General features: G+C 65.0%; 14 protein-coding genes and 1 tRNA gene. 11 read left to right on the plus strand and 4 right to left on the minus strand.

Features of this window, described 5'->3' with window-relative positions; all coding sequences use genetic code 11:
- Positions 1 to 41 precede the first annotated feature (41 nt).
- The 4 genes from K3756_RS11340 (at position 42) to K3756_RS11355 (ending at position 3,768) form a co-directional block, all read left to right on the plus strand.
- The gene (locus K3756_RS11340; protein ID WP_259987454.1) at positions 42 to 1,160 is read left to right on the plus strand and encodes a DNA polymerase III subunit delta'; all 1,119 of its coding nucleotides are present in this window, start codon (positions 42 to 44) and stop codon (positions 1,158 to 1,160) included.
- 9 nt (positions 1,161 to 1,169) lie between these two features.
- Complete coding sequence (locus K3756_RS11345) at positions 1,170 to 1,976, plus strand: TatD family hydrolase (RefSeq protein WP_259987457.1); 807 nt, start codon at positions 1,170 to 1,172, stop codon at positions 1,974 to 1,976.
- A gap of 8 nt (positions 1,977 to 1,984) precedes the next feature.
- The gene (locus K3756_RS11350) at positions 1,985 to 2,776 is read left to right on the plus strand and encodes an MBL fold metallo-hydrolase (RefSeq protein ID WP_259993540.1); all 792 of its coding nucleotides are present in this window, start codon (positions 1,985 to 1,987) and stop codon (positions 2,774 to 2,776) included.
- Between the two features lie 62 nt (positions 2,777 to 2,838).
- Positions 2,839 to 3,768, plus strand: a complete 930-nt coding sequence (locus K3756_RS11355) for an AEC family transporter (RefSeq protein WP_259987458.1) — start codon at positions 2,839 to 2,841, stop codon at positions 3,766 to 3,768.
- 13 nt (positions 3,769 to 3,781) lie between these two features.
- On the opposite strand, the gene K3756_RS11360 is transcribed toward K3756_RS11355, so the two are convergent.
- Positions 3,782 to 3,865 (minus strand) — tRNA-Leu (locus K3756_RS11360).
- A 153-nt stretch (positions 3,866 to 4,018) separates the two neighbouring features.
- Between K3756_RS11360 and K3756_RS11365 the strand changes: the two genes are divergently transcribed.
- Positions 4,019 to 4,540 carry a Hint domain-containing protein gene (locus tag K3756_RS11365; protein WP_259987460.1) on the plus strand — a complete coding sequence of 174 codons (522 nt, stop codon included), beginning with the start codon at positions 4,019 to 4,021 and terminating at the stop codon, positions 4,538 to 4,540.
- Here K3756_RS11365 and K3756_RS11370 read toward each other — a convergent pair.
- On the minus strand, positions 4,537 to 6,258 hold the full coding sequence (locus K3756_RS11370) for an NAD(P)H-hydrate epimerase (RefSeq protein WP_259987462.1): 1,722 nt from the start codon (positions 6,256 to 6,258) through the stop codon (positions 4,537 to 4,539). The genes K3756_RS11365 and K3756_RS11370 overlap by 4 nt on opposite strands.
- A gap of 161 nt (positions 6,259 to 6,419) precedes the next feature.
- Here K3756_RS11370 and K3756_RS11375 point away from each other — a divergent pair, with 161 nt between their 5' ends.
- The 5 genes from K3756_RS11375 to K3756_RS11395 all read left to right on the plus strand — a co-directional run bounded on the left by K3756_RS11375 (position 6,420) and on the right by K3756_RS11395 (position 10,281).
- On the plus strand, positions 6,420 to 6,758 hold the full coding sequence (locus tag K3756_RS11375) for a P-II family nitrogen regulator (protein WP_259987465.1): 339 nt from the start codon (positions 6,420 to 6,422) through the stop codon (positions 6,756 to 6,758).
- Positions 6,759 to 6,804: 46 nt separating this feature from the next.
- Positions 6,805 to 8,211: a type I glutamate--ammonia ligase gene (gene glnA, locus K3756_RS11380; protein WP_259987467.1), complete on the plus strand. Its 1,407-nt coding sequence runs from the start codon at positions 6,805 to 6,807 to the stop codon at positions 8,209 to 8,211.
- 215 nt (positions 8,212 to 8,426) lie between these two features.
- Positions 8,427 to 8,759, plus strand: coding sequence for a hypothetical protein (locus K3756_RS11385; protein ID WP_259987469.1), 333 nt, complete (start codon positions 8,427 to 8,429; stop codon positions 8,757 to 8,759).
- A gap of 75 nt (positions 8,760 to 8,834) precedes the next feature.
- Positions 8,835 to 9,638 (plus strand): lytic transglycosylase domain-containing protein, encoded by an 804-nt coding sequence (locus tag K3756_RS11390; RefSeq protein ID WP_259987471.1) that lies wholly within the window; start codon positions 8,835 to 8,837, stop codon positions 9,636 to 9,638.
- A gap of 211 nt (positions 9,639 to 9,849) precedes the next feature.
- A complete protein-coding gene (locus K3756_RS11395) occupies positions 9,850 to 10,281 on the plus strand; it encodes a glyoxalase superfamily protein (RefSeq protein WP_259987474.1) in 432 nt (143 codons plus the stop codon).
- A gap of 9 nt (positions 10,282 to 10,290) precedes the next feature.
- On the opposite strand, the gene K3756_RS11400 is transcribed toward K3756_RS11395, so the two are convergent.
- Positions 10,291 to 11,019 (minus strand): DUF3445 domain-containing protein, encoded by a 729-nt coding sequence (locus K3756_RS11400; protein WP_259987477.1) that lies wholly within the window; start codon positions 11,017 to 11,019, stop codon positions 10,291 to 10,293.
- Positions 11,020 to 11,129: 110 nt separating this feature from the next.
- Between K3756_RS11400 and dddP the strand changes: the two genes are divergently transcribed.
- Complete coding sequence (dddP, locus tag K3756_RS11405) at positions 11,130 to 12,470, plus strand: dimethylsulfonioproprionate lyase DddP (protein WP_259987479.1); 1,341 nt, start codon at positions 11,130 to 11,132, stop codon at positions 12,468 to 12,470.
- Between the two features lie 4 nt (positions 12,471 to 12,474).
- On the opposite strand, the gene K3756_RS11410 is transcribed toward dddP, so the two are convergent.
- Entirely contained in the window at positions 12,475 to 13,638 is a 1,164-nt protein-coding gene (locus K3756_RS11410; RefSeq protein ID WP_259987480.1) for a PLP-dependent aspartate aminotransferase family protein, read from the minus strand.
- Between the last annotated feature and the right edge of the window lie 27 nt (positions 13,639 to 13,665).

A 13,665-nucleotide genomic window follows, 5' to 3' on the forward strand; every position in this document is an offset into this window, starting at 1 on the left:
GGGCGGCTTTCCTCGGCCCGCAAACATGCTACACCGACCCGATGAGCACACAAGACGCCCTGCCCCCACCCGAACGCCTCGAAGGTGCGCCGCACCCACGTGACACGCCTGCGCTGATCGGTCAGTCCGCGGCCGAAGCGGCCTTTGTCGATGCGTTCAACACCGGGCGGCTGCACCACGCGTGGATGCTGACCGGCCCGCGCGGCGTAGGCAAAGCGACCCTTGCATGGCGGATCGCCAAGTTCCTGCTTGCCACGCCCGCGCCCGATGAGGGCGGCATGTTCGCACCCGAACCGGCGACATCGCTCGACATTCCCGCCGACCATCCGGTGTCGGTGCGTGTGGCCTCGGGCGGCGAAGGACGCATCCGCAACGTCACCCGCACGGTCAACCCCGACACCAAGAAGATGCGCCAGCAGATCGTGGCCGACGACATCCGCGCCCTGAACGGGTTTTTCCAGATGTCCGCCCCCGACGGCGGCTACCGCGTGGTGATCATCGACGACGCGGACCTGATGAACGTGACCGCCGCCAACGCGCTGCTGAAGATGCTCGAAGAGCCCCCCGCCCGCGCGCTGCTGCTGCTGATTTCGCACCAGCCCTCGGGGCTTTTGCCGACGATCCGCTCGCGGTGCCGCACCCTGCCCCTGCGTACGCTCGACGTGGAGGAGGTGGCGCAGGCCATGGCGCAGGCCGGTGTGAACGCCGACAACAGCGCCGGGCTCGCGGCGCTTTCGGGCGGGTCGGTCGGCGGTGCGCTGCGCCTGCACCTGCTGGGCGGTGCCGCGCTCTACGCCGATCTGATGGGGTTGATGAACACCCTGCCCTCGATGGACCGTGCCCGCGCCTTGCGCATCGCCGAGACGGCCGCGGCCCGTGGCGGCGAGGCCAAGCGCGATCTGCTTTTCGTGCTGATCGACCTGATGCTCAACCGGCTGGCGCGCACCGGTGCCATGGGCCAGCCCCCCGATCCGCAGGCCGTCGACGGCGAAGCGCAGATCCTGACACGGCTCAGCCCCGATGCCGCGCAGGCCCGTGTCTGGGCCGATGTCGCCGCCACGGTGAGCGCGCGGGCGCGTCACGGCATCGCGGTCAACCTTGACCCTGCCGCACTGGTTCTAGATACCCTGATGAAAATAAGCCAAGCCGCCCGGCGGTGAACGGACCCCATGACCCAGACACCGATCATCACCGACAGCCATTGCCATCTGGACTTTCCCGATTTCGACGGTGAACTGCCCGATCTCATCGACCGCGCCGCGGCCGCAGGGGTCGCACGGATGGTCACCATCTGCACCAAGCTGCGCAATGAACCCGCCGTGCGCGCGATCGCCGAAGCGCACGCGCCTGTTTTCTACGCCGCAGGCACCCACCCGATGAGCGTCGCGTCAGAACCGATGGCCACGCTGGAACAGCTCACCGACATCGCCAAACACCCCAAGATGGTCGGCATCGGCGAAACCGGGCTCGACTACCACTACACCGCCGAAAGCGCACAGGCGCAGCAGGACTCGTTGCGCCTGCACATCGAAGCGGCACGCCAGACCGGCTTGCCGCTGATCATCCACAGCCGCGATGCGGACGCCGACATGGCGCGCATCCTGACCGAAGAACACCGCGCGGGCGGCTACAGCTGCGTGATGCACTGCTTTTCGTCCTCCGCCGATCTCGCGCAGGCGGCGATTGATCTGGGGTTCTACCTGTCGATGTCGGGCATCACGGCCTTTCCCAAGAGTGGTGAATTGCGCGACATCTTTGCCGCCACCCCGCTCGACCGCATTCTGGTGGAAACCGACAGCCCCTATCTCGCGCCGCCGCCCTACCGCGGCAAGCGCAATGAGCCGGCCTATACCGCCCATACCGCGGCCCGCGCCGCCGAAACCTTCGGCGTCGACTACGCCACCTTCGCCGCCCGGACCGAAGCGAATTTCGCCCGCCTTTTCACCAAGGTCGCCGCGTTCGAGGCCGCCGCGTGAGCGACCGCATGCGCATCACGATCCTCGGGTGCGGATCATCGGGCGGTGTGCCGCGTCTGGGCGGTGTCTGGGGCGCCTGTGATCCCGACAATCCGCGCAACAGCCGCCGGCGCTGCTCCATCCTCGTCGAACGTGTCGGCCCGCAGGGCGTGACCTCGGTGCTCATCGACACCTCCCCCGATATGCGTGCGCAGCTGCTGGATGCGCAGGTCAGCCGCCTTGACGCGGTGCTCTATACCCATTCCCACGCCGATCATGTGCACGGTCTCGACGATCTGCGGATGATCGTGATCAACATGCGTGCGCGCCTGCCGGTCTGGGCCGATCAACCCACCCACGACGCGCTGATGGAGCGTTTCGCCTACGCTTTCGTGCAGCCCGAATGGTCCTCCTATCCACCCATCCTCGATCTGAACCTGATGGACGGCGACATCACGATCGACGGCCCCGGCGGGCCGCTGGTGTTCACCCCGTTCGAAGTGGCGCATGGCGGCATGAACGCACTGGGGTTCAAGATGAACAACGTGGCCTATCTCCCCGATGTCTCGGACATCCCCGCAGGGGTCTGGCCGCTGCTCGAAGGGCTCGACTGCTGGATCGTGGACGCCCTGCGCCGCGATCCGCACCCCACCCACAGCCATCTCGCCCAGACCCTCGAGTGGATCGACCGGGTCAAACCCGCGCGCGCGATCCTGACCAACATGCACACCGATCTCGACTACCGGACCGTCAAGGGTGAAACGCCCGGGCACGTGACGCCCGCCTATGACAACATGGTCGTCGATTTCGATCTGACCTGAGACTTTGCCATCCGGCCCCGCCCTGTGTAGGCAGGGGGCAGCACTTTCATCTGGTCGGCCGTATGCAAACCCTTCTCAACGTCATCCTGCCGGTCTTTCTGGTGATCGGGTTCGGCTATGTCGCCGTCTGGCGCGGGCTTTTTCCGCAATCGGGCATCGACGGCGTGCTGCGCTTTGCGCAAAGCTTTGCGGTTCCCTGCCTGCTGTTTCAGGCCATCGCGGGGCTGGATCTTCAGGCCGATTTCGACAGCGGCCTGCTGCTGGGCTTTTACGCCGGTGCGGCCATCTGCTTTGCGCTCGGGATGATCGGGGCGCGGGTGCTGTTCCACCGCGACTGGGAAGACTGCGTGGCCATCGGGTTTTGCTGTCTGTTCTCCAATTCGGTGCTGCTGGGCCTGCCCATCGCCGAACGCGCCTACGGAGAGGCGTCTCTGTCTGGCAATTACATGATCATCGCCTTCCATTCGCCCTTTTGCTACGGGCTGGGCATCACGGTGATGGAAATCGTGCGCGGACGCGGTCAGGGCGGGCTCAGGATGGCGCGGTCGGTCAGCTCGGCGATGTTCCACAATCCGCTGGTGATCGGCATCGGGCTGGGCTTCATCGTCAACCTGACAGGTCTGGCCTTGCCGGGGGTCGTCGACGACGCGCTGTCGCTGATTGTGCGCGCGGCCCTTCCCGCCGCCCTTTTCGCGCTCGGCGGTGTGTTGATCCAGTACAAACCCGAAGGCGACATGAAAACCATCGCGATGGTTTGCGCGATCGCGCTGCTGGTCCATCCCGCGCTGGTGTGGAGCTTTGGCAGCGCGCTGTCGGTGCCGCCCGACCTCTTCCGCGCGGGCGTGCTGACGGCTGCGATGGCGCCGGGTTTCAACGCCTATATCTTCGCCAACATGTACGGGCGCGGCCGCCGTGTTGCTGCCTCTTCGGTGCTGATCGCCACCGGCTGTTCGATACTGACGGTCTGGGTCTGGCTCGAAGTGCTGGGCTGATACAGGGGAAAAATGGTGCGGGTGAAGGGACTCGAACCCCCACGCCATAGGCGCCAGAACCTAAATCTGGTGCGTCTACCAATTCCGCCACACCCGCACGCCGCGTCCCGCCCCATGCTGTGGCCCGAACGCGTCACAGGCTCCTATCAAACGTGACAGACCGTGGCGAGACCAAAAAAACACGCGACATTAACATTTTATTACCATATTCTTTGGCAACCTGAGGCAGGTAGACAAGAAAGAGACGCCCATGAAACCGGAAAAGGTAGGGCGCGTTCGTGGACAGGATTCACAAACGGGCCGTTATGCGCCGTTTGCAGCACGCGATACAGGGCTGTTGCAAGGCACAACGATACTGACACTCGACGGGGAAATTCCCGTCGAATACCTGAGTGTCGGAGACAAACTCATCACACGTGACAGCGGCATTGCGCGGGTCGAGCATATTCAGCGCGCCACGCGCGACGTGCACGCCATTTCGCTGGCCGCCGGATCGTTGGGGCACACGCGCCCCGAACGCGATGCGACGCTTGCGGGGGACCAGATGTGTCTGATCCGCGACTGGCGTGCGCAGGCGATGTTCGGCGCGGACCGCGCGCTGGTGGCCGCCCGCACTCTGGTGGACGGTGAATTCATCCGCGACCTCGGGGTTCAGGAACACACGCTCATCCAGATTTTCTGCGACGGGCCGCATATCCTTTACGCCGACGGGCTGGAGCTCAGCACCGCCGATGGCGCACACGCCCGCGGACAGGTGCTGCACGCCGCCTAAAGCCCCTGGGCGCGTAACACCTTGGGAATTTCCCCGGCCAGATCCTCCGCGATCAGGCCGGGTCCGAACGACAACGCGCACTCCTGATGCAGCCACGCGCCCAGCGTCGCCGCATTACGCGGCGCAAACTGTCGTGCCATCAACCCTGTGATGATCCCCGCCAGCGTATCGCCCGCACCCGCCGTCGCCAGCCACGGCACCGCCCTGTCATACCGCGCGTGGCACAGGTTGGTGATCCCCTCCGGCCCCGCAACCACCGTGTCGGGCCCCTTGAGCAATACCGTACAGCCCACCTGCGCCGCGGCATCGCGCACCGCGTCGATCTTGGAATAGAGCGGGCCCGATTGCGCCGCGAGCGCCGCATGATAGGCACGTGTCTCGGCAAACCTATCCCCCGCCCGTCCGTCCCATTCCGGAACCGCCTTGGGTGCCTCTGGCCCGGCCAAACGCGCCGCGATCTCGGGAAAAACCCGCGCGAATTCGCCGCCGTGCGGTGTCAGCACGCATTTCGGGTGCAACAAGCCACGCAATCCGTCGTCGCGTGCGATCAACGTCAAAGCATCCGCGTCCAAAACGCAGGCGCGCTGTGACGCCAACGCCGCGCGCACCATATCCGCTGCCCGCGCATCGGTCCCCAGCGCCGGGCCCACGGCCAGCGCATTGATCCGGGTGTCCTGCGCCAGCACAGCCTCCAGCGCCGCGCCATCCGCCAACCGCGCCAGCAGTATCGCGTCCAGACGCGCCGCGTGCTCCATCAACGCGCTCGGCGGACAGCCCACGGTCACCACCCCCGCGCCCACCCGCAACGCCGCGCGCGCGGCCAACCGCGCAGCCCCTCCGCGCCCCACACCGCCCGACAGCACCAGCGCGGAGCCGTGATCGAACTTGTGACCGGCCCGCTTCGCCAGCCGTTCAGGCCCACATTCGACCGCATCGCGCAGGTCCGCCACCTCCGGCAGACCGGGCACCAGCCGCAACCGCACAGGCCGCAACACACGCGCCTGCGATACTGCGCGCATCTCTCCCAGCCCGATGTCGCAGACCACCAGCGCGCCACACAAATCAGGCCCGTCCGCCAGAAAATGCCCCGGTTTGGGGCTGTCAAAGGTCACCGTGAGCGCCGCATACGGGGCCAGTGACCGGAACGGCCGCGGATCGGGACAGCCCAGCACACGCCCGCTGTCGGCATCCAGCCCCGACGGCACGTCCACCGCCACCAGCCGCGGCTGGAAATAACCCGCGTCGCCGCCACTGCCCGCCAGATACCCGACGATCTCCGCCAACGCGCCCTGCACCGGCCGGCTCAGACCGATGCCGAAAAGCGCGTCCACGAAAACTGCGACCTCGCCCAGATTGGGCACCCGCCGCACCGACCGCGGGCACAGGGTCCAGACCGGATGATCGCGCGCCCAGCGGGCGTAGTTGAGCGCCGCATCCGGCGGCAAACGCGCCGCGTCACCGAAAAACTGCACCTCCACCGACCAGCCCGCCGCGTCCAGCAGCCGCGCGATGACAAACCCGTCGCCGCCGTTGTTGCCGGGGCCACACAGCACCACCGCGCGGCGGGCCTCGGGCGGCAGATCGGGCCAGCGGGCCTTGATCGCATCCACAACACCCTGCCCTGCACGCTCCATCAATTCGGCACCGGTGACACGGCCCGACGCGATGGCCCTTTGCTCCAGCGCCCGCATGTCGGCGGCGGTCAGGATTTCGGTCATATGCCCTCGCGATTCACTTTCGATTACTTTTTAATCACACCGCCCAAGAATAAGGCGGCCCTGATCTATTTCGATCCTACCGCAGGACATGGCGGCTGTCCTGTCTGGATTCCCCCCCGCACCGGTGAAATCACTCATGCGAAACGCGCAGGGAGGCGAGTATGAAAAAGATCGAGGCGATCATCAAACCATTCAAACTTGATGAGGTTAAAGAAGCCTTGCAGGACGTCGGCGTCCAGGGTCTCTCCGTGATCGAGGTCAAGGGGTTCGGCCGCCAGAAAGGCCATACAGAACTCTACCGCGGCGCCGAATACGTCGTGGACTTCCTGCCAAAGGTGAAAATCGAAATCGTGCTCGACGACGATCAGGTCGATGCGGCCATCGAAGCCATCGTGAGTGCCGCCAAAACCGAAAAGATCGGCGACGGCAAGATTTTCGTGTCCCCCATCGAACAGACAATCCGCATCCGTACCGGCGAAACCGGCTCGGACGCGCTGTAACCCATCCCTTAAGTCACAGACGAACCAACGCAAAAGGACTCCTGCCATGAGCAACAAGGACTTGCTGAAACAGATCAAGGACGAGGATATCGAGTACGTCGACATCCGCTTCACCGACCCGCGCGGCAAGCTGCAACACGTCACCGTATGCAGCGATCAGGTCGATGAGGATTTCCTTGAAGAAGGCTTCATGTTCGACGGCTCCTCCATCGCGGGCTGGAAATCCATCGAAGCCTCCGACATGAAGCTGATGCCCGACGCATCCAGCGCCTATGTCGATCCGTTTTACGCCGAGAAAACAATCTGCGTGCACTGCTCGGTCGTCGAGCCCGACACCGGCGAAGCCTACGAACGCGACCCCCGCGGCACCGCACAGAAAGCCGAGGCCTACCTGAAATCCTCCGGCATCGGTGATGTCGCCTACATGGGTCCCGAAGCGGAGTTCTTCCTCTTTGACGACGTGAAATTCTCCAACTCGATCAACAAGGTATCCTACGAAGTTGATGCGTCCGACGCATCCTGGAACACCGACACCGATTACGAGATGGGCAATATGGGCCACCGCCCCGGCGTCAAGGGCGGCTACTTCCCCGTCAACCCCATCGACGAAGCACAGGATCTGCGCTCCGAGATGCTCTCCACCATGAAGCGTCTGGGCATGAAGGTCGACAAGCACCACCACGAAGTGGCGTCGTGCCAGCACGAGCTGGGCCTGATCTTCGACAGCCTGACCAAACAGGCCGACGAGCTGCAGAAATACAAATACGTCATCCACAACGTGGCCCACGCCTATGGCAAATCGGCCACCTTCATGCCGAAACCCATCGCGGGCGACAACGGTACCGGCATGCACGTCAACATGTCCATCTGGAAAGACGGCAAGCCCCTGTTCGCAGGCGACAAATACGCCGATCTGAGCCAGGAAGCGATCTACTTCATTGGTGGCATCCTGTCCCACGCCAAGGCGCTCAACGCCTTCACCAACCCCGCGACCAACAGCTACAAGCGCCTGATCCCTGGTTTTGAAGCCCCCGTTCTGCGGGCCTACTCCGCGCGCAACCGCTCGGGCTGTGTCCGGATCCCGTGGACTGAATCGCCCAAGGCCAAGCGCGTAGAGGCCCGCTTCCCCGATCCGGCGGCCAACCCCTACCTGTGCTTTGCCGCGTTGCTGATGGCCGGCCTTGACGGCATCAAGAACAAGATCGACCCCGGCGAGGCCATGGACAAGAACCTCTATGACCTGCCCGCAGAAGAGCTGGCCGACATCCCGACCGTCTGCGGCTCCCTGCGCGAAGCACTCGACGAGCTGCAGAAGGACATGGACTTCCTGCTGGCGGGCGATGTTTTCACCAAAGACCAGATCGAGGGCTATATCGGCCTGAAAATGGAAGAGGTCGAAGCCTACGAGCACACACCTCACCCCGTGGAATTCCAGCTTTACTACAGCTGCTGATCTGCGATCCTGATCCGAGATGTGAAAGCGCCCCTTCGGGGGTGCTTTTGCGTTTTCATCCGCCCTGCGCCGCCCGCCAAAGCGGCGCTTTTCCGCGCATGATGCGCGGGGTTCTGCCAGCCCGCGGGCACTGCCTCATTTTGTCAATAATCCGTCACAATCTCGCCGCGCCGTTTCGATTTTACTACCTTCAGGCGAACACAAAGGACGGACACATGTCAGAAATCATCACCTTTCCGCATGAAATGACCCGCAAACCACAGGCACACCCGACAGCAACCCTCCATCGGGCCCTGATCCCCGCAAACGCGAACGCGGCACCTCCACGGGTGCGCTTTCGACCGCACCGGCGGGCGCGTCTGTCCTCCATCGCCGTTTTCAGCGCCAGCTACGTGCTGCTGAGCGTGGGCGTCCTGCACCCCGTGCAGGCGTCCACATCGGCGGCCCCCGATCCCGCCGCATGGGTGGAGCCTCTGGGCGCGCGCGACACACGGTCCTTGCACGTCACGGGCGATATCGTCGCACAGCCTTTGCCGCCCGCCCCCTAGGGTGCGACATTTGCCAGTTGAAAGATAAAGGCCCGCCGCTAAACTCTGATGCAATCATCATAGTTTGGGGGCCTTATGCAGCCGATCAAGACGACACTACTTTCCGTGGGGCTGTTGGCGGCCCTGTCCCTGCCAGCCCTTGCCGCGCAATGCGGCAATGACGCGGGCGGTTTCAACACGTGGAAAGCCGCTTTTGCGTCCGAAGCGCAACGCGCGGGCGTAAAGCAACGCGGGCTCGATGCGCTGGCCAAGGCTTCCTACGCGACCGATACGATCCGCGCGGACCGCAACCAGAAGTCGTTCAAATACTCGCTGGATAAATTCATGCAGGTGCGCGGGTCGGCAACGATCGTGGCGCAGGGCAAAAAGCGCAAGGCCCGCAACGCAGGCTTCTATGACGCGTTGGAGCGTCAATACGGTGTGCCCGCGGGCGTGCTGCTGGCCATTCACGGCATGGAAACCGGCTTTGGCGGGTTCATGGGCAACTCCTCCGTGGTGTCTGCCATCACGACGCTCGCCTACGATTGCCGCCGCTCCGCGTTCTTCGTGCCCCACGCCATCGGGGCGCTGATGCTGGTGGACCGCGGTTCGATCAGCGGCAATACCAAGGGCGCCAAGCACGGCGAACTGGGCCATACGCAATTCCTGCCCGGCAACGCGCTGCGCTACGGCGTGGACGGCAACGGCGACGGCAAGGTCGATTTCTACAACCAGACCGACGCGATGGCCTCCACCGCCAACTTCCTGCGCCAGAAGGGCTGGCGGCCCGGCGCGGGCTATCAGGAAGGGCAACCCAACTTCAACGTGATCAAGCAATGGAACGCCGCGGGCGTGTACCAGAAGGCCATTGCGATCATGGCGGCCCAGATCGACGGCTGATCCGCCACGCGGCTATCACCTCCAGGGGCCGCGCCATCCGCGCGGCCCTTGCGCTTTGTCCCACCTGCCCCTAAGTAACCGTCCAAGGGTCAGGCCCCTGCCGTCCGCATTCGCGGTGAAGTCCTGCTTGAGACAGATCAGCTTTCCCTCCCACGTGGACAGTTGGCAACGCGGACCCCACCTGCAGCATCGCGTGAGCGGAGTGAACGACATGACACCTCAATTCCCCAATCGGTCTGTGCTCAAGGCGCAGGCAAAACGGCTGCGCGCCGATCTGGCCGAGCGTGGCCAGACCCTGACCCACGCGCAATCGCTTGAAACCATCGCCCATCAATGGGGCATGCGCGACTGGAACACCCTCTCGGCGCGCGCGGCCCACGACGATACGCCCAACTGGCACCCCGGCCAGCGGGTGCAGGGCCGCTATCTGGGCCATGCCTTTACCGGTGTGGTCAAATCGGCGGGGCTCCGGGCAAACGGGCTGTGGTCCGTCAGCCTGCGCTTTGACGAAGCGATCGACGTGGTGAAATCCACGCTCTTCAGCGCGCACCGCCGGCAGGTCAACGCCACCCTGAACGCGCAAGGACGCACGCCGCAGAAAACCTCGGACGGGCAACCGCACCTCGTGGTCGAGCCCGCCTGACAGACCGGCCTAGCCGCGCACCACGAAGGTGTGGATGGAGAAAACCACCACATCGGTGCGCGGCATCCGCACGATGCACTGGCGCTCGGACCGGATGTAGGGGGCGGCGCGGCTGTCGGGCGCAATGCGGCGCGGCTCCTGCGCCGACCGCGGCTGGAACAGCGCCGGATCATCGTACCACAGCCGGTTGAAGCGCCACAGCGGGCGGCCCACCCGCACCCCGTCAAACAACCGCTGTACCCGCCGGGCCAGGCCTGCGTCATATTCGGGCACCGGATCGTGGATCGTCACCAGCGGGCGCCCCGCTTTTTCGGCCAATCGCCAACTGGCCGGAAAGCACAGCACCGCCCCCGTCAGAACATGCGCATCGCCGCGCTTTTGCATCAGGCAGATGTCCTGCTGCACCAGCACCCCCAGCGTGCCCAGCGGATCGCCCCTGTCCAGCGTCACGCGGCGGCCATCGGGGCAGACGGCTTCGTCGGCCCCGATCCCGAACCCCAGCCCCGGCAGGATCGCGAGCGCAGCCTCCAACACTTCGCAAGCGGCCGCGCGTGCGTCTTCCTCCAGATAGAGCACATCGCCGCGGCGTGTGCGCAACAGGTCCGCCCGCGCCGCCATCTGCCCGGCATAGGCGTCATCCACCCGCAGCCAATCGTCCGCAGCCGCCGGTGCCACCCCCGGCAGCCCCGTCTGTCCGCACATCTCGGGCGGAATCTCTTTTTGTAAAATCACCGTCATCCCTGCGGTCATAGCGCCCCTGCTGACCGAAAGCGACTGTTTGGGTCGCAATCGGCGCGGCAGCCCGCGATTCTGCGTCCCACCCTGACCCAAGGGAAAGGACATCCGCCATGAACCAGCATTTCAGCGACACGCGCAAAATCGATCCCGCCGCAGGCACCACCCTGCGCGACGGCACCCCCAACGACCAGAACCGCGTCGAAATCGGGCCAACGCAGCTGGCCTACGCGGAATGGGCCGCCGCCGGTCTCACCCTGCCCGACCTGCCCGCCATGCGCCGCTACCGCTGGGACCGGCTGACGCGCCATATCGTCGAGCGTGATCTGGGTGGCCTGCTGATGTTCGACCCGCTCAACATCCGCTACGCCACCGACACCACCAACATGCAGCTTTGGAACACCCACAACCCGTTTCGCGCGGTGCTGCTGTGCGCCGATGGCTACATGGTGATCTGGGACTATAAAAACGCGCCCTTCCTTGCGGATTTCAACCCGCTTGTCCGCGAAAGCAGATCGGGCGCATCGATGTTCTATTTTGCCGCCGGTGACCGGATCGATCCTGTCGCCGACAGGTTCAGCGCCGAAGTCGCCGATCTGGTGCGCGCGCACGGCGGTGGCAACATGCGGCTGGCGGTGGACAAGATCATGGTGCACGGCCTGCGCGCGCTCGAGGCGCAGGGATTTGCCGTCAGCGACGGCGAGGAAGTCACCGAAAAATCCCGCGCCGTCAAAGGCCCCGACGAAATTCTGGCAATGCGCTGCGCCAACCACGCCTGCGAAACCGCCGTGCGCAGCATGGAGGATTTCGCCCGCGCCGAAGTCCCGCGCGGCCAGACCAGCGAAGATGACGTCTGGGCGGTGCTGCACGCCGAAAACATCCGCCGCGGCGGTGAATGGATCGAAACGCGGCTGCTGTCTTCCGGCCCGCGCACCAACCCGTGGTTTCAGGAATGTGGCGGGCGGATCTGCCAGAACAACGAAATCATCAGCTTCGACACCGATCTGGTGGGCAGCTACGGCATCTGCATCGACATCTCGCGCAGTTGGTGGATCGGGGATCGCAAACCGCCCGCCGACATGATCTATGCCATGCAGCACGGGGTCGAACACATCCAGACCAACATGCAGATGCTCAAACCCGGTGTCATGATCCCCGAGCTGAGCGCCAATACCCACGTTCTGGACGCGCAGTTCCAGAAACAGAAATACGGCTGCCTGATGCACGGGGTGGGCCTGTGCGATGAATGGCCGCTTGTCGCCTACCCCGACAAGGCCGTGCAGGGCGCGTTCGACCACCCGCTGGAGGCCGGGATGGTCATCTGCGTCGAGGCGCTCGTCTCGCCCGAGGGCGGTGATTTCTCGATCAAGCTCGAGGATCAGGTGCTCATCACCGAAGACGGGTTCGAAAATCTCACCACATACCCCTTCGATGCCGCGCTGATGGGGGGCTAGGGCGTCACTGGCCCAGCGCCTGCGCCAGATCGTCCCACAGATCCTCGACCGCCTCGATCCCCACAGACACCCGCAACAACCCTTCGGGAATGCCGGTGTGCGGCTCGATCGTGTGACGATGCTCCACAAGGCTCTCGACCCCGCCCAGCGACGTGGCGCGGTGGAACAATTGCAGCCGCGACGTCGCGCGCAACGCGGCCTGCGCCCCGCCCTTGACCACGAAGGACAGCAACGGCCCATAACCGCCCTGCATCTGCCGCGCGGCAAGGCTGTGACCGGGGTGGTCGGTCAGACCGGGGTACAAGACCGCCTCGACCTGCGGATGGTCCGACAGCTGGTGCGCCAGCCGCAACGCATTTGCCGACATCCGCTCCATCCGCAGCGGCAGCGTGCGCATGCCGCGCAGCAACAGCCACGCCTCGAACGGGCCCAGCACCGCGCCTGCCGTATCGCGGTCTGTGCGTATCGCGGCCCAGATCGCACTGTTTGCATCCGCACAGGCCAGCGCGCCGGCCAGAACATCCGAATGGCCGTTCAGCCCCTTGGTCGCCGAGTGCATCACCAGATCGGCCCCGAAGGACAACGCCTGCGTCAGCACCGGTGTCGCCGTGGTCATATCCGCCACCAACAGCCCCCCCGCCGCGTGCACCGCCTCCGCACAGGCGGCCAGATCGGTGATGCGCAGCCACGGGTTCGACGGTGTCTCGACCCATGCCAGCGCGGGCCGCTCCTGTGCGCAGGCCTGCGCAAAGGCGTCCGTGTCGCTGCTGTCGACCTCGACCAGCCGCACATCGCGGCGGGTGCAGAAATCGCGGATCCACGCCGTCGTGCCCCAGTAGATCTGGCTTTGCACCAGCACCACCGCCCCCGCGGGCAAGGTCCGGAACACCGCCGCCACCGCCGCCATGCCCGACGGAAACACCAGCGCCTCCTGCGCCCCTTCCAGCTGCGCCAGCAAATCCTCCACGAGGCGCGCGTTGGGCGCGTGGCTGCGGGCATAGACATTGCCATCCACGGTCGGCACGTAATCGGTATCGCGCACGAAAGTCGTCGCCGGATGGATCGCCGGCACCACGCCTCCGCTGGCGGGATCGATGGCGCCTGCGGCCTGTGCTGCCAATGTTGCAGGTTTCAAACGGGCGGCGGGGGTGGCTGGCTTGCCTGACATCTGTGAAGATCCTGATATTGGACGATA

It is taken from the genome of Sulfitobacter sp. S190 (genome assembly GCF_025141935.1).
Lineage (GTDB): Bacteria > Pseudomonadota > Alphaproteobacteria > Rhodobacterales > Rhodobacteraceae > Sulfitobacter.

Coding starts and splice junctions, on each gene's coding strand:
- K3756_RS11345 (WP_259987457.1), top strand. CDS start 1,170: ATGACCCAGACACCGATCATCACCGACAGCCATTGCCATCTGGACTTT.
- K3756_RS11400 (WP_259987477.1), bottom strand. CDS start 11,019: ATGACGGTGATTTTACAAAAAGAGATTCCGCCCGAGATGTGCGGACAG.
- K3756_RS11370 (WP_259987462.1), bottom strand. CDS start 6,258: ATGACCGAAATCCTGACCGCCGCCGACATGCGGGCGCTGGAGCAAAGG.
- K3756_RS11395 (WP_259987474.1), top strand. CDS start 9,850: ATGACACCTCAATTCCCCAATCGGTCTGTGCTCAAGGCGCAGGCAAAA.
- K3756_RS11355 (WP_259987458.1), top strand. CDS start 2,839: ATGCAAACCCTTCTCAACGTCATCCTGCCGGTCTTTCTGGTGATCGGG.
- K3756_RS11350 (WP_259993540.1), top strand. CDS start 1,985: ATGCGCATCACGATCCTCGGGTGCGGATCATCGGGCGGTGTGCCGCGT.
- K3756_RS11340 (WP_259987454.1), top strand. CDS start 42: ATGAGCACACAAGACGCCCTGCCCCCACCCGAACGCCTCGAAGGTGCG.
- glnA (WP_259987467.1), top strand. CDS start 6,805: ATGAGCAACAAGGACTTGCTGAAACAGATCAAGGACGAGGATATCGAG.
- K3756_RS11390 (WP_259987471.1), top strand. CDS start 8,835: ATGCAGCCGATCAAGACGACACTACTTTCCGTGGGGCTGTTGGCGGCC.
- K3756_RS11375 (WP_259987465.1), top strand. CDS start 6,420: ATGAAAAAGATCGAGGCGATCATCAAACCATTCAAACTTGATGAGGTT.
- K3756_RS11365 (WP_259987460.1), top strand. CDS start 4,019: ATGAAACCGGAAAAGGTAGGGCGCGTTCGTGGACAGGATTCACAAACG.
- dddP (WP_259987479.1), top strand. CDS start 11,130: ATGAACCAGCATTTCAGCGACACGCGCAAAATCGATCCCGCCGCAGGC.
- K3756_RS11385 (WP_259987469.1), top strand. CDS start 8,427: ATGTCAGAAATCATCACCTTTCCGCATGAAATGACCCGCAAACCACAG.
- K3756_RS11410 (WP_259987480.1), bottom strand. CDS start 13,638: ATGTCAGGCAAGCCAGCCACCCCCGCCGCCCGTTTGAAACCTGCAACA.